Origin of the sequence: Thiomonas sp. OC7 (assembly GCF_900634595.1) — a bacterium.
Taxonomy (GTDB): Bacteria; Pseudomonadota; Gammaproteobacteria; order Burkholderiales; family Burkholderiaceae_C; genus Thiomonas; species Thiomonas arsenitoxydans.
Genome location: NZ_LR131953.1, coordinates 1,783,645 through 1,798,335 on the forward strand (window position 1 = coordinate 1,783,645; position 14,691 = coordinate 1,798,335).

The 14,691-nt window shown below is 65.1% G+C and carries 13 protein-coding genes and 1 pseudogene; 4 read left to right on the forward strand and 10 right to left on the reverse strand.

Annotated features, from left to right (window positions below):
• Positions 1 to 6: 6 nt before the first annotated feature.
• Genes BIO17B3_RS08645 through BIO17B3_RS08655 form a run of 3 tightly spaced genes read right to left on the reverse strand, consistent with a single transcriptional unit; the run spans position 7 to position 2,901 of the window.
• A complete protein-coding gene (locus BIO17B3_RS08645; protein ID WP_156053763.1) occupies positions 7 to 807 on the reverse strand; it encodes an ABC transporter permease in 801 nt (266 codons plus the stop codon).
• A 48-nt stretch (positions 808 to 855) separates the two neighbouring features.
• Positions 856 to 1,860 carry an ABC transporter substrate-binding protein gene (locus BIO17B3_RS08650; protein WP_156053764.1) on the reverse strand — a complete coding sequence of 335 codons (1,005 nt, stop codon included), beginning with the start codon at positions 1,858 to 1,860 and terminating at the stop codon, positions 856 to 858.
• 33 nt (positions 1,861 to 1,893) lie between these two features.
• The gene (locus tag BIO17B3_RS08655; RefSeq protein WP_156053765.1) at positions 1,894 to 2,901 is read right to left on the reverse strand and encodes an ABC transporter substrate-binding protein; all 1,008 of its coding nucleotides are present in this window, start codon (positions 2,899 to 2,901) and stop codon (positions 1,894 to 1,896) included.
• Between the two features lie 355 nt (positions 2,902 to 3,256).
• On the opposite strand from BIO17B3_RS08655, the gene BIO17B3_RS08660 reads away from it, so the two are divergent.
• From BIO17B3_RS08660 to BIO17B3_RS08675, 4 genes are read left to right on the forward strand one after another with little or no spacing between them, the layout of a single operon-like run.
• A complete protein-coding gene (locus tag BIO17B3_RS08660; protein WP_156053766.1) occupies positions 3,257 to 4,318 on the forward strand; it encodes an aromatic ring-hydroxylating dioxygenase subunit alpha in 1,062 nt (353 codons plus the stop codon).
• 14 nt (positions 4,319 to 4,332) lie between these two features.
• On the forward strand, positions 4,333 to 5,172 hold the full coding sequence (locus BIO17B3_RS08665; RefSeq protein WP_156053767.1) for an ABC transporter ATP-binding protein: 840 nt from the start codon (positions 4,333 to 4,335) through the stop codon (positions 5,170 to 5,172).
• 24 nt (positions 5,173 to 5,196) lie between these two features.
• The gene (locus BIO17B3_RS08670; RefSeq protein ID WP_156053768.1) at positions 5,197 to 6,630 is read left to right on the forward strand and encodes an amidohydrolase family protein; all 1,434 of its coding nucleotides are present in this window, start codon (positions 5,197 to 5,199) and stop codon (positions 6,628 to 6,630) included.
• Between the two features lie 6 nt (positions 6,631 to 6,636).
• On the forward strand, positions 6,637 to 7,164 hold the full coding sequence (locus BIO17B3_RS08675) for an NAD(P)H-dependent oxidoreductase (protein WP_013107441.1): 528 nt from the start codon (positions 6,637 to 6,639) through the stop codon (positions 7,162 to 7,164).
• 126 nt (positions 7,165 to 7,290) lie between these two features.
• On the opposite strand, the pseudogene BIO17B3_RS08680 reads toward BIO17B3_RS08675, so the two are convergent.
• The 7 genes and pseudogenes from BIO17B3_RS08680 to BIO17B3_RS08710 all read right to left on the reverse strand — a co-directional run bounded on the left by BIO17B3_RS08680 (position 7,291) and on the right by BIO17B3_RS08710 (position 14,682).
• Positions 7,291 to 8,546, reverse strand: a pseudogene (locus BIO17B3_RS08680) (amidohydrolase family protein).
• A gap of 58 nt (positions 8,547 to 8,604) precedes the next feature.
• On the reverse strand, positions 8,605 to 9,300 hold the full coding sequence (locus tag BIO17B3_RS08685) for a TetR family transcriptional regulator C-terminal domain-containing protein (RefSeq protein WP_013107442.1): 696 nt from the start codon (positions 9,298 to 9,300) through the stop codon (positions 8,605 to 8,607).
• A gap of 19 nt (positions 9,301 to 9,319) precedes the next feature.
• Positions 9,320 to 10,354, reverse strand: coding sequence for an ABC transporter substrate-binding protein (locus tag BIO17B3_RS08690; protein ID WP_013107443.1), 1,035 nt, complete (start codon positions 10,352 to 10,354; stop codon positions 9,320 to 9,322).
• A 32-nt stretch (positions 10,355 to 10,386) separates the two neighbouring features.
• Positions 10,387 to 11,580, reverse strand: a complete 1,194-nt coding sequence (locus BIO17B3_RS08695; protein WP_231836254.1) for an ABC transporter permease — start codon at positions 11,578 to 11,580, stop codon at positions 10,387 to 10,389.
• Complete coding sequence (locus BIO17B3_RS08700; RefSeq protein ID WP_013107445.1) at positions 11,577 to 12,512, reverse strand: ABC transporter permease; 936 nt, start codon at positions 12,510 to 12,512, stop codon at positions 11,577 to 11,579. The genes BIO17B3_RS08695 and BIO17B3_RS08700 overlap by 4 nt, the downstream gene beginning before the upstream one ends.
• A gap of 7 nt (positions 12,513 to 12,519) precedes the next feature.
• Positions 12,520 to 13,338 (reverse strand): ABC transporter ATP-binding protein, encoded by an 819-nt coding sequence (locus tag BIO17B3_RS08705; RefSeq protein WP_013107446.1) that lies wholly within the window; start codon positions 13,336 to 13,338, stop codon positions 12,520 to 12,522.
• Between the two features lie 69 nt (positions 13,339 to 13,407).
• Positions 13,408 to 14,682 (reverse strand): Zn-dependent hydrolase, encoded by a 1,275-nt coding sequence (locus BIO17B3_RS08710; protein ID WP_013107447.1) that lies wholly within the window; start codon positions 14,680 to 14,682, stop codon positions 13,408 to 13,410.
• Between the last annotated feature and the right edge of the window lie 9 nt (positions 14,683 to 14,691).

The following is a 14,691-nucleotide window of genomic DNA, read 5'->3' on the forward strand; positions in this document are numbered from 1 at the left end:
GTCTGCTCAACGATCCATTGCACTCTCGTGCCAGTTCTTCAGCGCCAGCTTGGACAGCAGCACCATCAGCACGAACAGCGCCACGCCGGCAAGGGTCAGCAGGATGAGCGCGGCAAACATCTCAGGAATCTGCAGGTTGTAGCCCGACTGCAGGATTTGATAAGCCAACCCCGAACCCTGGCCGCCCGTACCCGCGACAAACTCGGCAACCACGGCGCCAATCAGCGCCAGGCCGCTGCTGATGCGCAGGCCGCCGAAAAAGTAGGGCAAGGCACCAGGAATGCGCAACCGCACCAACCGCTGCCAACGCGAGGCGCGGTACAGGGTGAACAGGTTGTTGAGATTGCCGCTGACGCTGTTGAGACCCAGGGTGGTGTTGGAGATGATGGGAAAGATGGCGATGATGGTGGCGCACACCACTAGCGCCAGTTCAGTGTTCTTGATCCAGATGATGATCAACGGAGCAATCGCCACAATGGGGGTGACCTGCAACATCACCGCATAAGGAAACAGGCTCATTTCCAGCCAGCGGCTCTGGGCGAACAGCAGTGCCGCCAGCGTGCCCAGCAGCGTGGCAGCAAGAAAGGCGAAGAAGGTGACTTTGAGGGTCATCAGCAGCGCGAAAAACAACGTGGGCGCATGCACCACCAGCGCCTGCGCGATGAGCAGCGGGCCCGGCAGCAGGTAAGAGGGAATGTGGCCGACTTCGACCACCAGTTGCCAAATCAGCAGAAACAGCACGCCCACCCCCAGGGGAGCGGCGACGCGGAGAACGCGCGGTTGTTGAAGCAAGGCAGCTGGGGTCATGGCGTTGCGGTGCAGGAGGTTGGCAGACAAGGCGCTCGATCGCGGGCTTCAGGAGCCGTCGGGTTTGCTGGGCAGGATGCGCAGTTCCTTGATGAACTGCATGTCGTAGGCCTTGCGGTAGTCGAAGTCGGCGGGCAGCATTTTGTTCTGCACCATGTAATCGAACATGGCTTTCCAGCGCGCGTTCGTCATGGCACCAATGCCGAGCGTCTGCGCTTCGTCCCCTGTGACGATCTGGTACTTCTTCATCATGCGGATGGAGAAGTCGATCTGCTCTGTGCTCTGCTTGGGGTTGGCCTCGGTGATGAGCTTGTCACCCGCGGCGGGGTCGGCCAGATACAACTTCCAGCCTTCGAGTGATGCCTTGACGAAGGCGGCCACCCACTGCGGATGCTCCTTGATCAGCGCGGTGCGGGTGTCGATGGTTTTGCCGTAGGCCATCCAGCCGTCATCGGCCAGCAGGAAGACCACGGGCTTCTCGCCACCTTTCTCGATGGCCAGCGGCTCGTTGCCGACATAGCCCTGCATGGACATGTCCTTGTCGTGCAGGAAGGGGGCGACACTGGCGTTGTAAGGCCGCTGCTGCGCCTTGGTGTAGCCAAACTTGCCCTCCAGCCACGGCCACCAGGTGGCGTTGGCGTACTGCGCCACCATGATGGGCTTGCCCTTGAGTTCGGCCAGCGACTTGATGCCCTGGTGCGCAATCAGCGCCTGGGGATCTCTCTGGAAGAACGCGGCCACTGTGGCGACCGGCGCACCGCGCTCGACGGCCTGCATGGTCTGCATCGGATAGCCGGTGTAAAAGTCGCACGAACCGCTGGCGAGCAATTGCTGGCCGTTGATCTGCGGCCCGCCGGGCTGAATGCTCACATCCAGCCCGGCCTTTTTGTAGAGGCCAAGCGCGAACGCCTGATAGAAGCCGCCCTGCTCGGCTTGCGGAAACCAACTGGTGCAGAGTTTGAGCTTGGGCAACGCCTGAGCGCTGGCCGCAGTCAGGGATGCCAGCGCACCCAGGGAAATCAATGCGGCAGAGACGATATGACGAATAGACATGATCGTGGAGACAAGGACAGAAAAAAAGCGGGGTTACTTGAGATCGGCCGCGTCGGGCAAGACCTTGATCGTCTTGATGAACTGGAGGTCGTAAACCTTGCGATAGTCGAAGCTGGCGGGCACCATCTTGTTGTGCACCATGAAGTCGAACATCTCTTTCCAGCGCGCATCGGTCATGGCGCCGATGCCGAGTTTGGACGCCTCCCCGCCGGTGACGAGCTGGTACTTCTTCATCATGCTCAGGCCGAATGCGAGTTGTTCCGGCGTCTGTTTGGGGTCGGCTTCGACGATCAGCTTGTTACCTGCTGCGGGGTCGGCGAGATAGGACTTCCAGCCCTCGGCTGAAGCCTTGATGAAGGCCGCCACGACCTGGGGCTTCTTGTCGATCAAGCTGCGCGTGGTGTCGATGGTTTCGGCGTAGGCCGGCCACCCGTAGTCGGACAGCAGGAACACCACCGGCTTCTCCCCGCCTTTCTCGATCATCAGCGGCTCGGAGCCGACATAGCCCTGCTGCGAGAGATTCTTGTCCTGCAGGAACTGGGCGACGTTGAAGGTGTAGGGGCGCTGCTGCGACTGGGTGAAGCCGTACTTGTTTTCCAGCCAAGGCCACCAGGTGGTGTTGACGTAGGAGGCGACAAGGATGGGTTTTCCCTTGAGATCGGCCAGAGTCTTCACCCCCTGATGCGCGATGATCACGCTGGGATCTTTCTGGAACACCGCGGCAACCGTGACCACCGGCACGCCGCGCGAGGCGGCCACGATGTCCTGCACCGGATAGCCCATGTAGAAATCGCATGTGCCGCCCGCGAGCAGTTGGAGACCATTGACCTGAGGCCCGCCCATCTTGATGGTCACGTCCAGACCGGCTTTCTTGTAAAGCCCGGTGGCAAGCGCCTGGTAGAAGCCGCCGTGCTCAGCCTGCGCGAACCAGTTGGTGCAAAACGTGATTTTTTGTGGCGTCTGGGCCTGCGCAACTGCAAGACCGGACATTGCCAGGGCGACGCCCAAGACCCAGCGCTGCCAACCGTGACCTGTTTCCATTGCATCGATCCTTTTTTTGAGAATTGCAAAATGTTGTATGCAATGAAAATGCAAAACGTATGCCAGCTAATTTCTGCAACCCGCAGAACTGGTACGCAGATGTAACTTCCTGCTTGATATCGGCGGCATGCACCATGGGCGGGGGCATCCTGCATGGATTCAGTGCGCTGCGCACCAGCGTTGTTCAACGGACCCGGCGTCAACCTGATCCGCCATGGCATCCGAATTGCTAGACGCTATGCAGGAGTAGAAGCGGTCAGCGGCGATGCTGCGGGACATTGCTCCCCTGAGACCTCTGCCGCAAGACCCTTTGCAGGCCGGGCCTCATTTCCCGCAACCTTTAAGAGGAGCCGCCATGCTCGTTACACAACAACCCGTCCTGCGCCGTTTTTGGTATGCAATCATGCCTCTACATGATCTCGACTCGGGACCAAAACCATTCACCCTGCTCGGCGAAAGACTGGTGCTGTGGAAGACGCCCGACGGACAGCCTGCGGCATTGCGCGACCGCTGCTGCCACCGCACCGCGCAACTCTCCAAAGGGTTTGTCGATGCCGCAGGGCACATCGTCTGCGGCTACCACGGCTGGACCTACGACTGCAGGGGCAACTGCGTACGCATCCCCCAGAACCCGGACATGGCCATACCCGCCGGAGCGCGGGTGGAGTCGTTTCGCTGTGCGGCGCGCTATGGCTATGCCTGGGTGGCATTAGAGGAGCCGCTGGCGCCCATCCCCGACTTTCCCGAAGAGGGCGCAGAAGGGTTTCGGCGCGTCTTCCAGTTTTACGAGCGTTGGGCCACCAGCCCGCTGCGCTTCATGGAGAACGCATTCGACAACTCGCACTTCAGCTATGTGCACAAGGCGAATTTCGGCATCTTTGAGCAGCCCAAGCCATCGAGTTACCGCATCGAGGCCACCGAAGACGGTTTTGAGGCCGAAACCCTGGTACCCATCCGCAATCCGGCAAGCGGTCACCGCATTACCGGCAGTACCGGAGAATTCACCCAGCGTCACCTGCTCAACCGCTGGTGGCTGCCGTTCGTGCGGCGCTTCGGTTGCGTCTACCCGGAAAGCGGCCTTCATCACATCATCTACAACTGCGCCACACCGATTGATGACGACCACATCATGCTGGCGCAATGGCTCTACCGCAACGACACCGAGGCGGACTGCAGCACACAGGAGCTGATTGCCTGGGATCGGCCCATCGTCGATGAAGACCGCGACATCCTGGAAGCCACCGACCCGGACGCCTGCGTCGATACGCGTCGTCGCATGGAGTTCCACATGGAATCCGACAAGCCGGGCCTGATGATGCGCAAGCGCCTGCTCGAACTCTTGCATGCGCACGGCGAGGAAGAAATTTTCAGGCCCGCCGTGGTGAAGCGCATTCCCATCCAGCCCACTATCTCCTGAACAGGGAAACCCACATGGACATGACCCTCACGTCAACGCCCCCTGACTCGCAAGCCAGCGCACCGCTGGACCAACCCGACGCGCAAACCGCGTTGTTCGCCAACCGGGTGGAGAAGACCTACCCCAACGGTACCCATGCCCTCGATGAGGTGCGCCTGCGCATCCAGCAGGGCGAGTTCGTTTCGCTGCTCGGACCTTCCGGCTGCGGCAAGAGCACACTGCTGCGCATGTTCGCCGGGCTGGATACGCCCTCAGCCGGGCGCATTCTGTGGTGGGGTTCCGAAAAAATGGAAGGCGCCGACGGCAAGCAGTCATTGTCCATGGTGTTCCAGGAGCCGACGCTGATGCCCTGGGCGCGGGTGCGCGCCAACACCCGGCTACCGCTCGACCTGCGCGGCACGCCGCGCGCTGAGGCCGATGCCCGCGTGACCGAGGCGTTGCAGATGGTGGGACTGGACAAATTTGCCGATTCCTGGCCGCGCGAGCTGTCCGGCGGTATGCAGATGCGCGTGTCGCTGGCGCGGGCGCTGGTCACCCACCCCAGCCTGCTGCTGCTCGACGAACCCTTCGGCGCGCTCGACGAGTTCACCCGCAACAAGCTCGACAGCGATGTGCGCAAGCTGTGGGCGCAGCAGGCCATGACCGTCGCCTTCGTCACGCACAGCATCTATGAGGCGGTCTTTCTCTCCACCCGCGTGGCGGTCATGGCCGCCCGGCCGGGCCGGGTGATTGCCGATGTGGCCATCGACGGCCCGGAGGTGCGCGACGACGAATGGCGGGTCAGCGCGCCGTTTCTCGCCTACTGCCGACAACTCTCCGAGCTGCTCACTGCGGCGGCGCAGGGTAGAGTCTGAATGACCCCCGACTGGACCTCTCCCATGCAGCCACCCACTTCCCCTGATCTGCTCATCCGCGGTGCGCTGGCACTCCTGACCGGCCTGCCAGGCGGCGCTGCGCGCAGCGCAGGTGCAGACATGCGTGTTCGAAACGGCATCATCAGCACCATCGGCACGCTCACGCCGGAACCGGGTGAACGCGTGCTCGACGCCAGCGGCTGCGTGATCTACCCCGCCTGGGTCAACACCCACCATCATCTGTTCCAGTCCTTGCTCAAGGGCGATCCGAAGGGCATCGACTGCACCCTCACCCCCTGGCTCGCCGCCGTGCCCTACCGCTACCGCGCCGCGTTCGATGCGCAGCGGTTCCGCCTGGCCGTGCGCATCGGCCTGGTGGAGCTTGCACTCTCGGGCTGCGGCACCGTGGCCGATCACAACTATCTGTACTGGCCCGACATGCCTTTCGACGGCTCGGCCATCGTGTTCGATGAGGCGGAGCAACTCGGGCTGCGCATGGTCTTGTGCCGCGGCGGACAGACCCGCACCCGGCAACTCGAAACCAGCCTGCCCAAGGTGCTGCAACCCGAAACACTGCAGGCCTATCTGGATGATCTGTCACGGCTCCAAAAACGCTATCACGACCCCGCGCCGCAGGCCATGCGCCGCGTCGTGGCCGCGCCCACCACGCCGCTGTTCTCCATGCTGCCGCAGGAATTGCGCGACACCGCGGCGCACGCGCGCAGCCTGGGTCTGCGACTGCATTCGCATCTGTCGGAGACCGTCATCTATCAGCAGACCGCACAAACGCAGCACCAGCGCAGCCCCATCGATTTTGCCGCCAGCGTGGACTGGCTGGGCCCGGACGTGTGGTTCGCCCACCTGGTCAAGCTCGACCCTGAGGAGATCGACTTGCTCGGCCGCACCGGCACCGGCATCGCCCACTGCCCGCAGAGCAATGGGCGGCTGGGCAGCGGCATTTCCCCCATCCGTGCGCTCGAAAATGCTGGCACACCCATTTCGTTAGCGGTGGATGGCGCCGCGTCAAATGAGGCTGCCGACATGCTCAACGAAGCGCATGTCGCCTGGCTGATGGCCCGCGCCCGGGGCGGCCACGCGGCACGGCCCGAATACGCCGGAGGGCGTGGTGAAACCGGCGCGGCGGATGCCACTGTGGAAGACGTGGTGCGCTGGGGTACGGCAGGCGGCGCACGCGTGCTGGGCCTGGACAGCGTGGGCACCCTACAACCGGGCATGGCCGCAGACATTGCCATCTACGTCCTGGATCAACCGCGTCACTTCGGCCTGCACGATCCTGCCATTGCCCCCGTGGCCAGCGGGGGCGCCAGCCTGCGCGCCCTGCTGGTCGGCGGCAAGGAGGTGGTGCGCAACGGCGTCATTCCCGGCCTGGACTTGGCCGAACTCGCCGCGCAGGCGCGCGCCGCCGTGCGCACCCTGCAGAGTCTGGCAACGCCTTGAGCCACCATGCGCGTTCTCTTGCTGTATGCCCATCCGGTGGAGACTAGCTTCCATGCGGCGCTGCATGCCCGCATGGTGCAGGCGCTGCGCGCAGCAGGCCACGAAGTCGATGACTTCGACCTCTACGCCGAAGACTTCAACCCGGTGCTGTCGCGCGAGGAACGCTTGAATTACCGCGACACCACCCGCAACACCGCAGCCGTGGCCAGCTATGTGCAGCGCCTGCAACGGGCCGAAGCCCTCGTGCTGTGCTTCCCTACTTGGTGCTTCGGCCTGCCCGCCATCCTCAAGGGGTTTTTCGACCGGGTTCTGGTGCCTGGCGTGGCCTTCGACATCACCAACCCGGCAAAGGTGCGCCCCGGATTGACGCATCTCCGCCACATCGCCGCCATATCGCCGCCGTCGTCACCTACGGCCGCCCCCGGTGGATGGCCTGGGCCATGGGCGATCCTCCGCGCAAAGTCGTCACCCGCTATTTACGCGCGCTGTGCGGGCGCGGCGTGCGCATCCGCTACCACGCGCGCTATCACATGAATGTTGCCACCCGCGACCAGCTCGAACGGTTCGCGCTGCGCGTGGAAGACGCCATGCACAGGCTGCCGCGGTAGCGAAAACCCCCTCCGGGGCGCAGATGCAGACGCGGCAGGCCTGGGGGCGCTCTCAGGCCGTGCGCCAATGCACCGCAGCCGGTCGTCCTGGCAACTGCAGCTCGGCCACGGCGGGCTGCGTGCTGGCGATGATCTGGCCTGCGCGCAGCACCAGCAGGCGGGTGGCGCGCAGGCGGATGGCCTCGACTGGGTCACCTGCCTGCAGCAGCACCAGATCGGCGCGGCAGCCCACGTCCAGGCCGTAGCCCTCCAGCCCGAGAATGCGCGCCGGGGTGGTGGTCACTGCGTCGAAGCACTGGCGCATCGCCGCCTGCCCCGTCATCTGCGCCACATGCAGGCCCATGTGGGCGATTTCTAGCATGTCGCCGCTGCCGCCCGCGTACCACGGGTCCATCACGCAATCCTAGCCGAAGGCCACGGGCACACCCGCGGCCAGCAGCTCGGGCACGCGGGTCATGCCGCGGCGCTTGGGATAGGTGTCGTGGCGGCCTTGCAGGGTGATGTTGATCAGCGGGTTGGCGATGGCCGCCACGCCGCTCTCGGCCATCAGCGGCAGCAGCTTGCTGACGTAATAGTTGTCCATGCTGTGCATGGAGGTGAGGTGCGAGCCGACCACCCGTCCTTGCAGCCCAAGGCGCTGGGTGTGGAAGGCCAGGGTTTCGATGTGGCGACTCATCGGGTCGTCGGACTCGTCGCAATGCATGTCCACCGGCAGGCCGCGCGCGGCGGCGAGTTCGCACAGCAGCTTCACGCTCTCTGCGCAGTCTGCCATGGTGCGCTCGAAATGCGGAATGCCGCCCACCACGTCCACGCCCAGGTCAAGCGCGCGCTGCAGGTTGCGCAGCGCGGTCGGTGAGCGCAGCACGCCGTCCTGCGGGAAGGCGACGAGCTGCAGGTCGAGGTAGGGCCTGACGTGCTCGCGCACTTGCAACAGGGCTTCGACCGCCAGCAGACGGTCGTCGCATACATCGACATGCGAGCGGATGGCGAGCAGGCCTTTGGCCACCGCCCAGTCGCAATAGGCCAGGGCGCGCTCGATGAGAGCGTCTTGTGTGAGCTGCGGCTTCAACTCGCCCCACAGCGTAATGCCTTCGAGCAGGGTGCCGCTCTGATTGACGCGCGGCAGGCCGTAGCTCAGCGTGGAATCCATGTGGAAATGCGCGTCGACGAAGGGCGGGCTCAGCAGCTGCCCGGCGCAGTCGATCTCGCGTGCGGCTGGACCGCGACGATGCGCCCGGCTTCAATGCCGAGGTCGATGTCGGTGCGGCCATCGGGCAGAGTGCCGCGGCGAAGAATGAGATCGAGCATCAGGCGTGTTCCTGCGGCAAGGGCTGCATGAGCGCCGCAGAGTAGCGGCAGCGCGCGCTCATCGTAAGCCGCTGCCGCGCAGCACCATGTCGAGCACATGGCGGGTGGCGCGTTGTTGTTGCGCTGCGTCCATCTCGGGAGCGCCCAGCACGGCCTGCACCTGCACGGCGAAATCCGCATAGGTCTGGGTGGCGGCCCAGATGGTGAAGAACAGGTGGGTGCTGTCCACCGCGTGCATGCGGCCCTGGGCGATCCATTGATCGATCACCGCAGCCTTCTCGCGCACCAGCGGGTTGAGGGTGGTGGCGAGCATGTCGCCAATTTCAGGGGCGCCGTGCAGCAATTCGTTGGCGAACACCTTGGAGGCCAATGGACGCGCGAAGGCCATGCGCATTTTGTCGCGGATATAGGTCTCCAGCGCGGCGCGCGGGTCAGCCTCCAGAACGATGCCATGCACTGGAATCAGCCAGTCGTCTAGGATGCGCGCCAGCACCCTACGGTACAGGGCGCGCTTGTTGCCGAAGTAGTAGTGCAGATTGGCCTTGGGCAGGGCCGCCGCCTCGGCAATCGCAGCCATGGTGGCGCCGCCGAACCCAGCGCCCGCAAAAACGCGCTCGGCGGCGTCGAGGATCAGCGCCTCGTTGGCTTCACGCATGAGCCCGCGCATCCGCTTCTTCCCGCTGGATGAGCCGCGCCCCGGCACCGAGCGCGCTACTGTCTCTGCGGTGCTGGCGGGTGCCAGGGCGGCGCTCATGGGTGCAATGCCCGAGGGGTTACTTCGCCGGTGGCCAGGGCAGTTTGGCAGCGATGTCCCAGATCGCGTGGCTGTACCCTGCCCTGCCGGGATCGGTCTTGATCACCGGATCGCTGCCGCCTGACAGCAGCACTTTGACCGTGCGCGCGTAGTCAGCCGGGTAGAGATAGCCGATCTTGGGGGTGTTGGCGTCGGTGATGAGTTCGGCCATGCTCTTCATCTGGCGCTCCTGCACGGCCACCGTGGCGCTGCCGCTGGCGTCCTGCGCCACCACGATCTTGGCGGCTTCTTCAGGGTGCTTCACCGCGTAGTTCCACCCGGCGAAGGAGGCCTTGAGGAACTTGGCCATCTTCTCGTCGAAGGCCTTGTCCTTGAGCTTGGGGCCCATGACATAGAGCCCGTCTTCCAGCGTGGACACGCCTTCCTTCTGATAGGAGAACACCACCAGATCGCTGGGCTTCACCCCGGCGTCGATGATCTGCCAGTACTCGTTGTAATTCATCGCCGAGATGCAGGCGGCCTGGTTCTGCAACAGCGGATCGACGTTGAAACCCTGCTTGAGCACGGTGATGTCCTTGCCCGGCTTGTAACCCAGTTTGCTCATCCAGTTGAAGAAGGGGTATTCATTGCCGCCGAACCAGACGCCCAGCGTCTTGCCTTTGAAGTCTTTCGGGCTGGTGACGCCGCTGGACTTCTTGCACACCAGCAGCAAGCCGGAATGGTTGAACACCTGGGCGATGTTGACCAGCGGTACGCCCTTCTCGCGCGAAGCCAGCGCGTCGGGCATCCAGTCCACCACCACGTCGGCGCCACCGCCAGCGATGACCTGTACTGGCGACACGTCCGGCCCGCCCGGCTTGATGGTCACGTCCAGACCTTCGTCCTTGTAATAGCCCTTGGCCGCAGCCACGTAATACCCGGCGAACTGCGCCTGCGGCACCCACTTGAGCTGCAGCGTGACCTTGTTGTCCGCGGCGAGCGCGGCGTGGCTTGTGCCAAGGCCGATGAGGGCGGCGGCAGCCCAGTGGCGGATGTATCCAGACAGCAATTTCATGATGCGCTCCTTGCGAGGTGGGTGAAATGGGATTAAGAAATTCCGGCAGCGCTGCGCACCGACGGATGCCAGAACGCGGCGCGGCGCTCCAGCAGTACCAGCGCGGCATATGCAACTGAGCCAGCCACCGAGGCGGCGGTGATCGCGGCCCAGACCAAGCCCATATTCATGCGCGCCGCCTCGGTAGAAATTCGAAAGCCCAGCCCGACCGTAGGCGAGCCGAAAAACTCGGCGACGATGGCGCCTATCAGCGCCAGGGTGGCGTTGATTTTGAGCGCCGTGATCATCTGCGGCACGGCAGACGGCAGCTTGAGCAGCCATAGGGTCTGGCGGTGGCTGGCGCCGTAGGTCTGCATCAGCTCGGCCTCCAGCGTGCCCGCTGCGCGAAGCCCGGCCAGGGTGGAAACCAGCATGGGGAAAAAGGTCATCAGCGCCACTACGGCGGCCTTGGATTCCCAGCCGAAGCCGAACCACATCACGGCAATAGGGGCGACGCCCACCAGCGGCACGGCGCTGGTCATGGAAGCGATAGGCAGCAGGCCGCGCTGCAGAAAACTGTGGCGGTCGATGGCGAGCGCCACGCCAAAGCCCAGGCCGCAGCCGATGAGCCATCCGGTCAGCGCCTCGCGCACCAGGGTCTGCATGGCATCTTGCACGAGCGTGCCCGCGCGCTCCACCAGCGAGGCCAGCACCCACTGCGGCGCGGGAAGAATGACGCGCGGCACATCGAATGCCGTCACGCCCAGTTGCCAGAACAGCAAGGCCCACAGGCCGAGGACTGCGGCGGCGGACTGTGCGTCCAGGCGCGAGCCGTCGAGATGCGCGCAGCGATGCACCGTGAGCAAACCGATCAGCCCCAGTGCGACGCAGCCCAGCCAGAAACCGCTGCCTGCCTGGACATCGCCCAGAGCCGGCGGCACGCCCAGCCACAGCAGCCCGGCAGAGAGCGCCAGCAGGGTGAGGCCATAGGTCATCCAGCGCCCGCTGGGCCAGAGCAGGCGCACGGCGGCGAGCAGCAACAGGCCCAGCGCAGCCAGCGCGCGCGGCTGCTGCGCGGCGTCGAGCACCAGAGCGCCTGGTGCATCGGCCAATAAGGGCATGGCGGCGCTCAGCGCAATGGCCAGCAGGGCGCACAGCGCCAGCACGCCGCCGGGGGCGCGGCGGCGCGGCGCCACTGCGCCACCCGCCAGCGAAGAAGGGCTAGCGGCCATGGCGATTGCGCTCATTGCACCCTCCCGCCGCGTTTGCGCAGCACCACACGCTCCAGCACCGCCACCGCCGCAGTCAGTCCCAGTCCCAACAGCGCGGCCATGACCAGCGCGGCCCACATCTGCAGGATGTTGCCGTAGTAAGACGCGGTGAGCAGGCGCGCGCCCAGGCCGCCCTGCGCGCCGGTGGACACCTCCGCCACCATCGCCCCCACCAGCCCCGCGGCCACGGCGACTTTCAGCGCCGGAAACACATAGGGCAGCGCCGAGGGCATGCGCAGTAGCCAGAACGTCTGCCAGCGCGAGGCGGCATAGGTCTGCAGCAATTCGGTTTCAATGCGCTGCGGCGCGCGCAGGCCCTGCACCATGGCCACCGTCACCGGAAAGAAACAGAGATACATGGCGATGACCGCCTTGGGCAGCAGCCCGCTCAGCCCCAAGCTGCCAAGGATAATGAGCACGATAGGCGCTAACGCCAGCACCGGCACCGTCTGCGAGGCCACAACCCAGGGCATCAGCGCCCGCTCGGGCGTGCGGGCATGCACCATCAGCGCCGCGAGCACCCAACCAAACAGGCCGCCGAGCACGAAGCCCAGCAGCGTGGCCTGCGCAGTGATCCAGGTCTGCAGCAGCAGGCTGCGCGGCGAGTCGACGGGCCAGTCGAACACGCCCTGCCACAGGGTGATGGCGATCTGGTGCGGCGCAGGCAGCACCGGGCGCGGCGTCGACCAGGTGGCCAGCAGCCAGTCGCTCCAGGTCCACGGCTTGTTCAGCGGCGCGAGCACTTGCTGCTCGGCACTGTGGCCGTTGAGCAGCACAGCCAGGCCATACCAGAGCAGCACCAGCACGGCGCCTACCGCCAGCACTGGCAAGGTCCTGCCCTGGGACGCGGGGCGTGCGCGCGCTGCGGGTTCATGCGGCGCCAATCGGATCACGGGGATGGAGGCCATGTGTCGGTCAATGGTGGCCGTCGCTGAGCGCCTTGCGCACGGCCTGCACCAGCGCGGCATATTCCGGCGTGTCGCGCAGTTCCAGGGTGCGCTCGTCGGGCAGGGTGGACTCGATCACCTCGACGATGCGCCCGGGCCGAGGCGACATGACCACAATGCGGGTGGACAGGTACACCGCCTCGGCGATGGAGTGGGTGACGAACACCACGGTGCGGCGCTCGCGCTGCCACAGCGCCTGCAACTGGGCGTTGAGATCATCGCGGGTGATTTCGTCGAGCGCGCCGAAAGGCTCGTCCATCATCAGGATGCGCGGCTCGAAGGCCAGAGCGCGGGCGATGGACACGCGCTGCTGCATACCGCCGGACAACTGCCAGGGATACTTGTTCTCGAAGGCGGCCAAGCCCACGCGCGCCAGGTGCTCACGCGCCACGCCGACAGCCTGCTCCTTGCGCATGCCCTGGATGCGCAGCGGCAGCATCACGTTAGCCAGCACCGTGCGCCAAGCGAACAGCGCCGGTGCCTGGAACACATAGCCGTAGGCGCGCGATTGCCGCGCGTCCCGGGGGCTCAGGCCGTTGACCCACACCTCGCCAGCGCTGATGGACTCCAGATCGGCAATGACCCGCAGCAGCGTGGTCTTGCCGCAGCCCGACGGACCGATGAGCGAGACGAACTCGCCCTGGCCGATGCGCAGATCAATGTCCTTGAGCGCCTGCACCGGCGCGTCGGCCGCGGCATACACCACGCTGGCGCCGCGCACCTCGACGGCAGGTTTGATGGAGGCGGCGAGGCGCGATTTGGCGAACGGATCAATCAGGGCAGACATGCGGAGGCGGCGAGAAGAACAAATGGACCAAATGGTCAGAACAGTTGCAAGGAGTGTGCCCGTGCCGCATCACTGCACCACGCCCGCACGCTCGAGCATGGCGTGCAGCAGCACATTGGCCCCGGCGGTGATGTGCTCGGGCTTGGCGTCCTCGATCTCGTTGTGGCTGATACCGTCTTTGCAGGGGATGAAAATCATCCCGGCGGGGGCCAGGCGCGCGGCGTACACCGCGTCATGCCCGGCGCCGGAAACTGCAGGCATGTGCGAGTAGCCCAGTTGCGCGGCGGCACGCTGCACCGCGTTAATGCAGTCTGCGTGAAAGGCCTGTGCTGGATAGCTCGACACCAGGTCGATCTGGATGGACAGGCCGCTGTCATCGGCCAGCTTGCGGGCGTAGGCCTTGACCTCGTCGGCCATCTGGTTGACGGCGGCGTCGCTGCCGTTGCGCAGGTCGATGCTGAACTTCACTCGCCCCGGAATCACGTTGCGGCTGTTGGGATGAACCTGCACCATGCCCACGGTGCCGCGTCCGTGCGGCGCGTGGCGCAGGGCGCAGGCCACGACCTCCTGCATCAAGTGCGTGGCCACTTGCAACGCGTCCTTGCGCAGGGCCATCGGTGTCGGCCCGGCATGCGCCTCCATGCCAGTGACGGTGCAGTCGAACCAGCGGATGCCGAGCACGCCTTGCACTACGCCGATGGTCACCTCGGCATCTTCGAGCACCGGACCTTGTTCGATGTGAGTCTCGAAGTAGGCGCCCAGGGGATGATCGCCCGGCTCCTGCTCACCGATATAGCCAATGCGCTCCAGTTCGCCCCGCACCGTCTTGCCCTCGGTGTCGGTGGCGGCGTAGGCGTGCTCCAGGGTGAAGGCCTTGGCGAACACGCCAGAGCCCATCATCACCGGCACGAAGCGCGAACCTTCCTCGTTGGTCCAGAACGCCACCTCGATGGGCGCTTCGGTTTGAATGCCGTGGTCATTGAGCGTGCGCACCACCTCCAGCCCGGCGAGCACGCCGTAGTTGCCATCGAACTTGCCGCCTGTCGGCTGGGTGTCGATGTGGCTGCCGGTCATGATGGGCGGCAGCGCGTTGTTGCGGCCGGCGCGGCGCATGAAGCCGTTGCCGATCTTGTCGATGGTCACGCTCATGCCGGCCTCGCGCGCCCAGGCCAGCACCAGATCGCGGCCCTGTTTGTCGAGATCGGTCAGGGTGAGACGGCACACGCCGCCCTTGGGCGTGGCGCCAATCTGCGCCAGTTCCATGAGCGATTGCCACAGGCGCTCGCCATTGACGCGCAATACGGCGGCAGCGGTCTGCGACGGAAGATCAGTGCGGGTGTTCATCAGGTCATC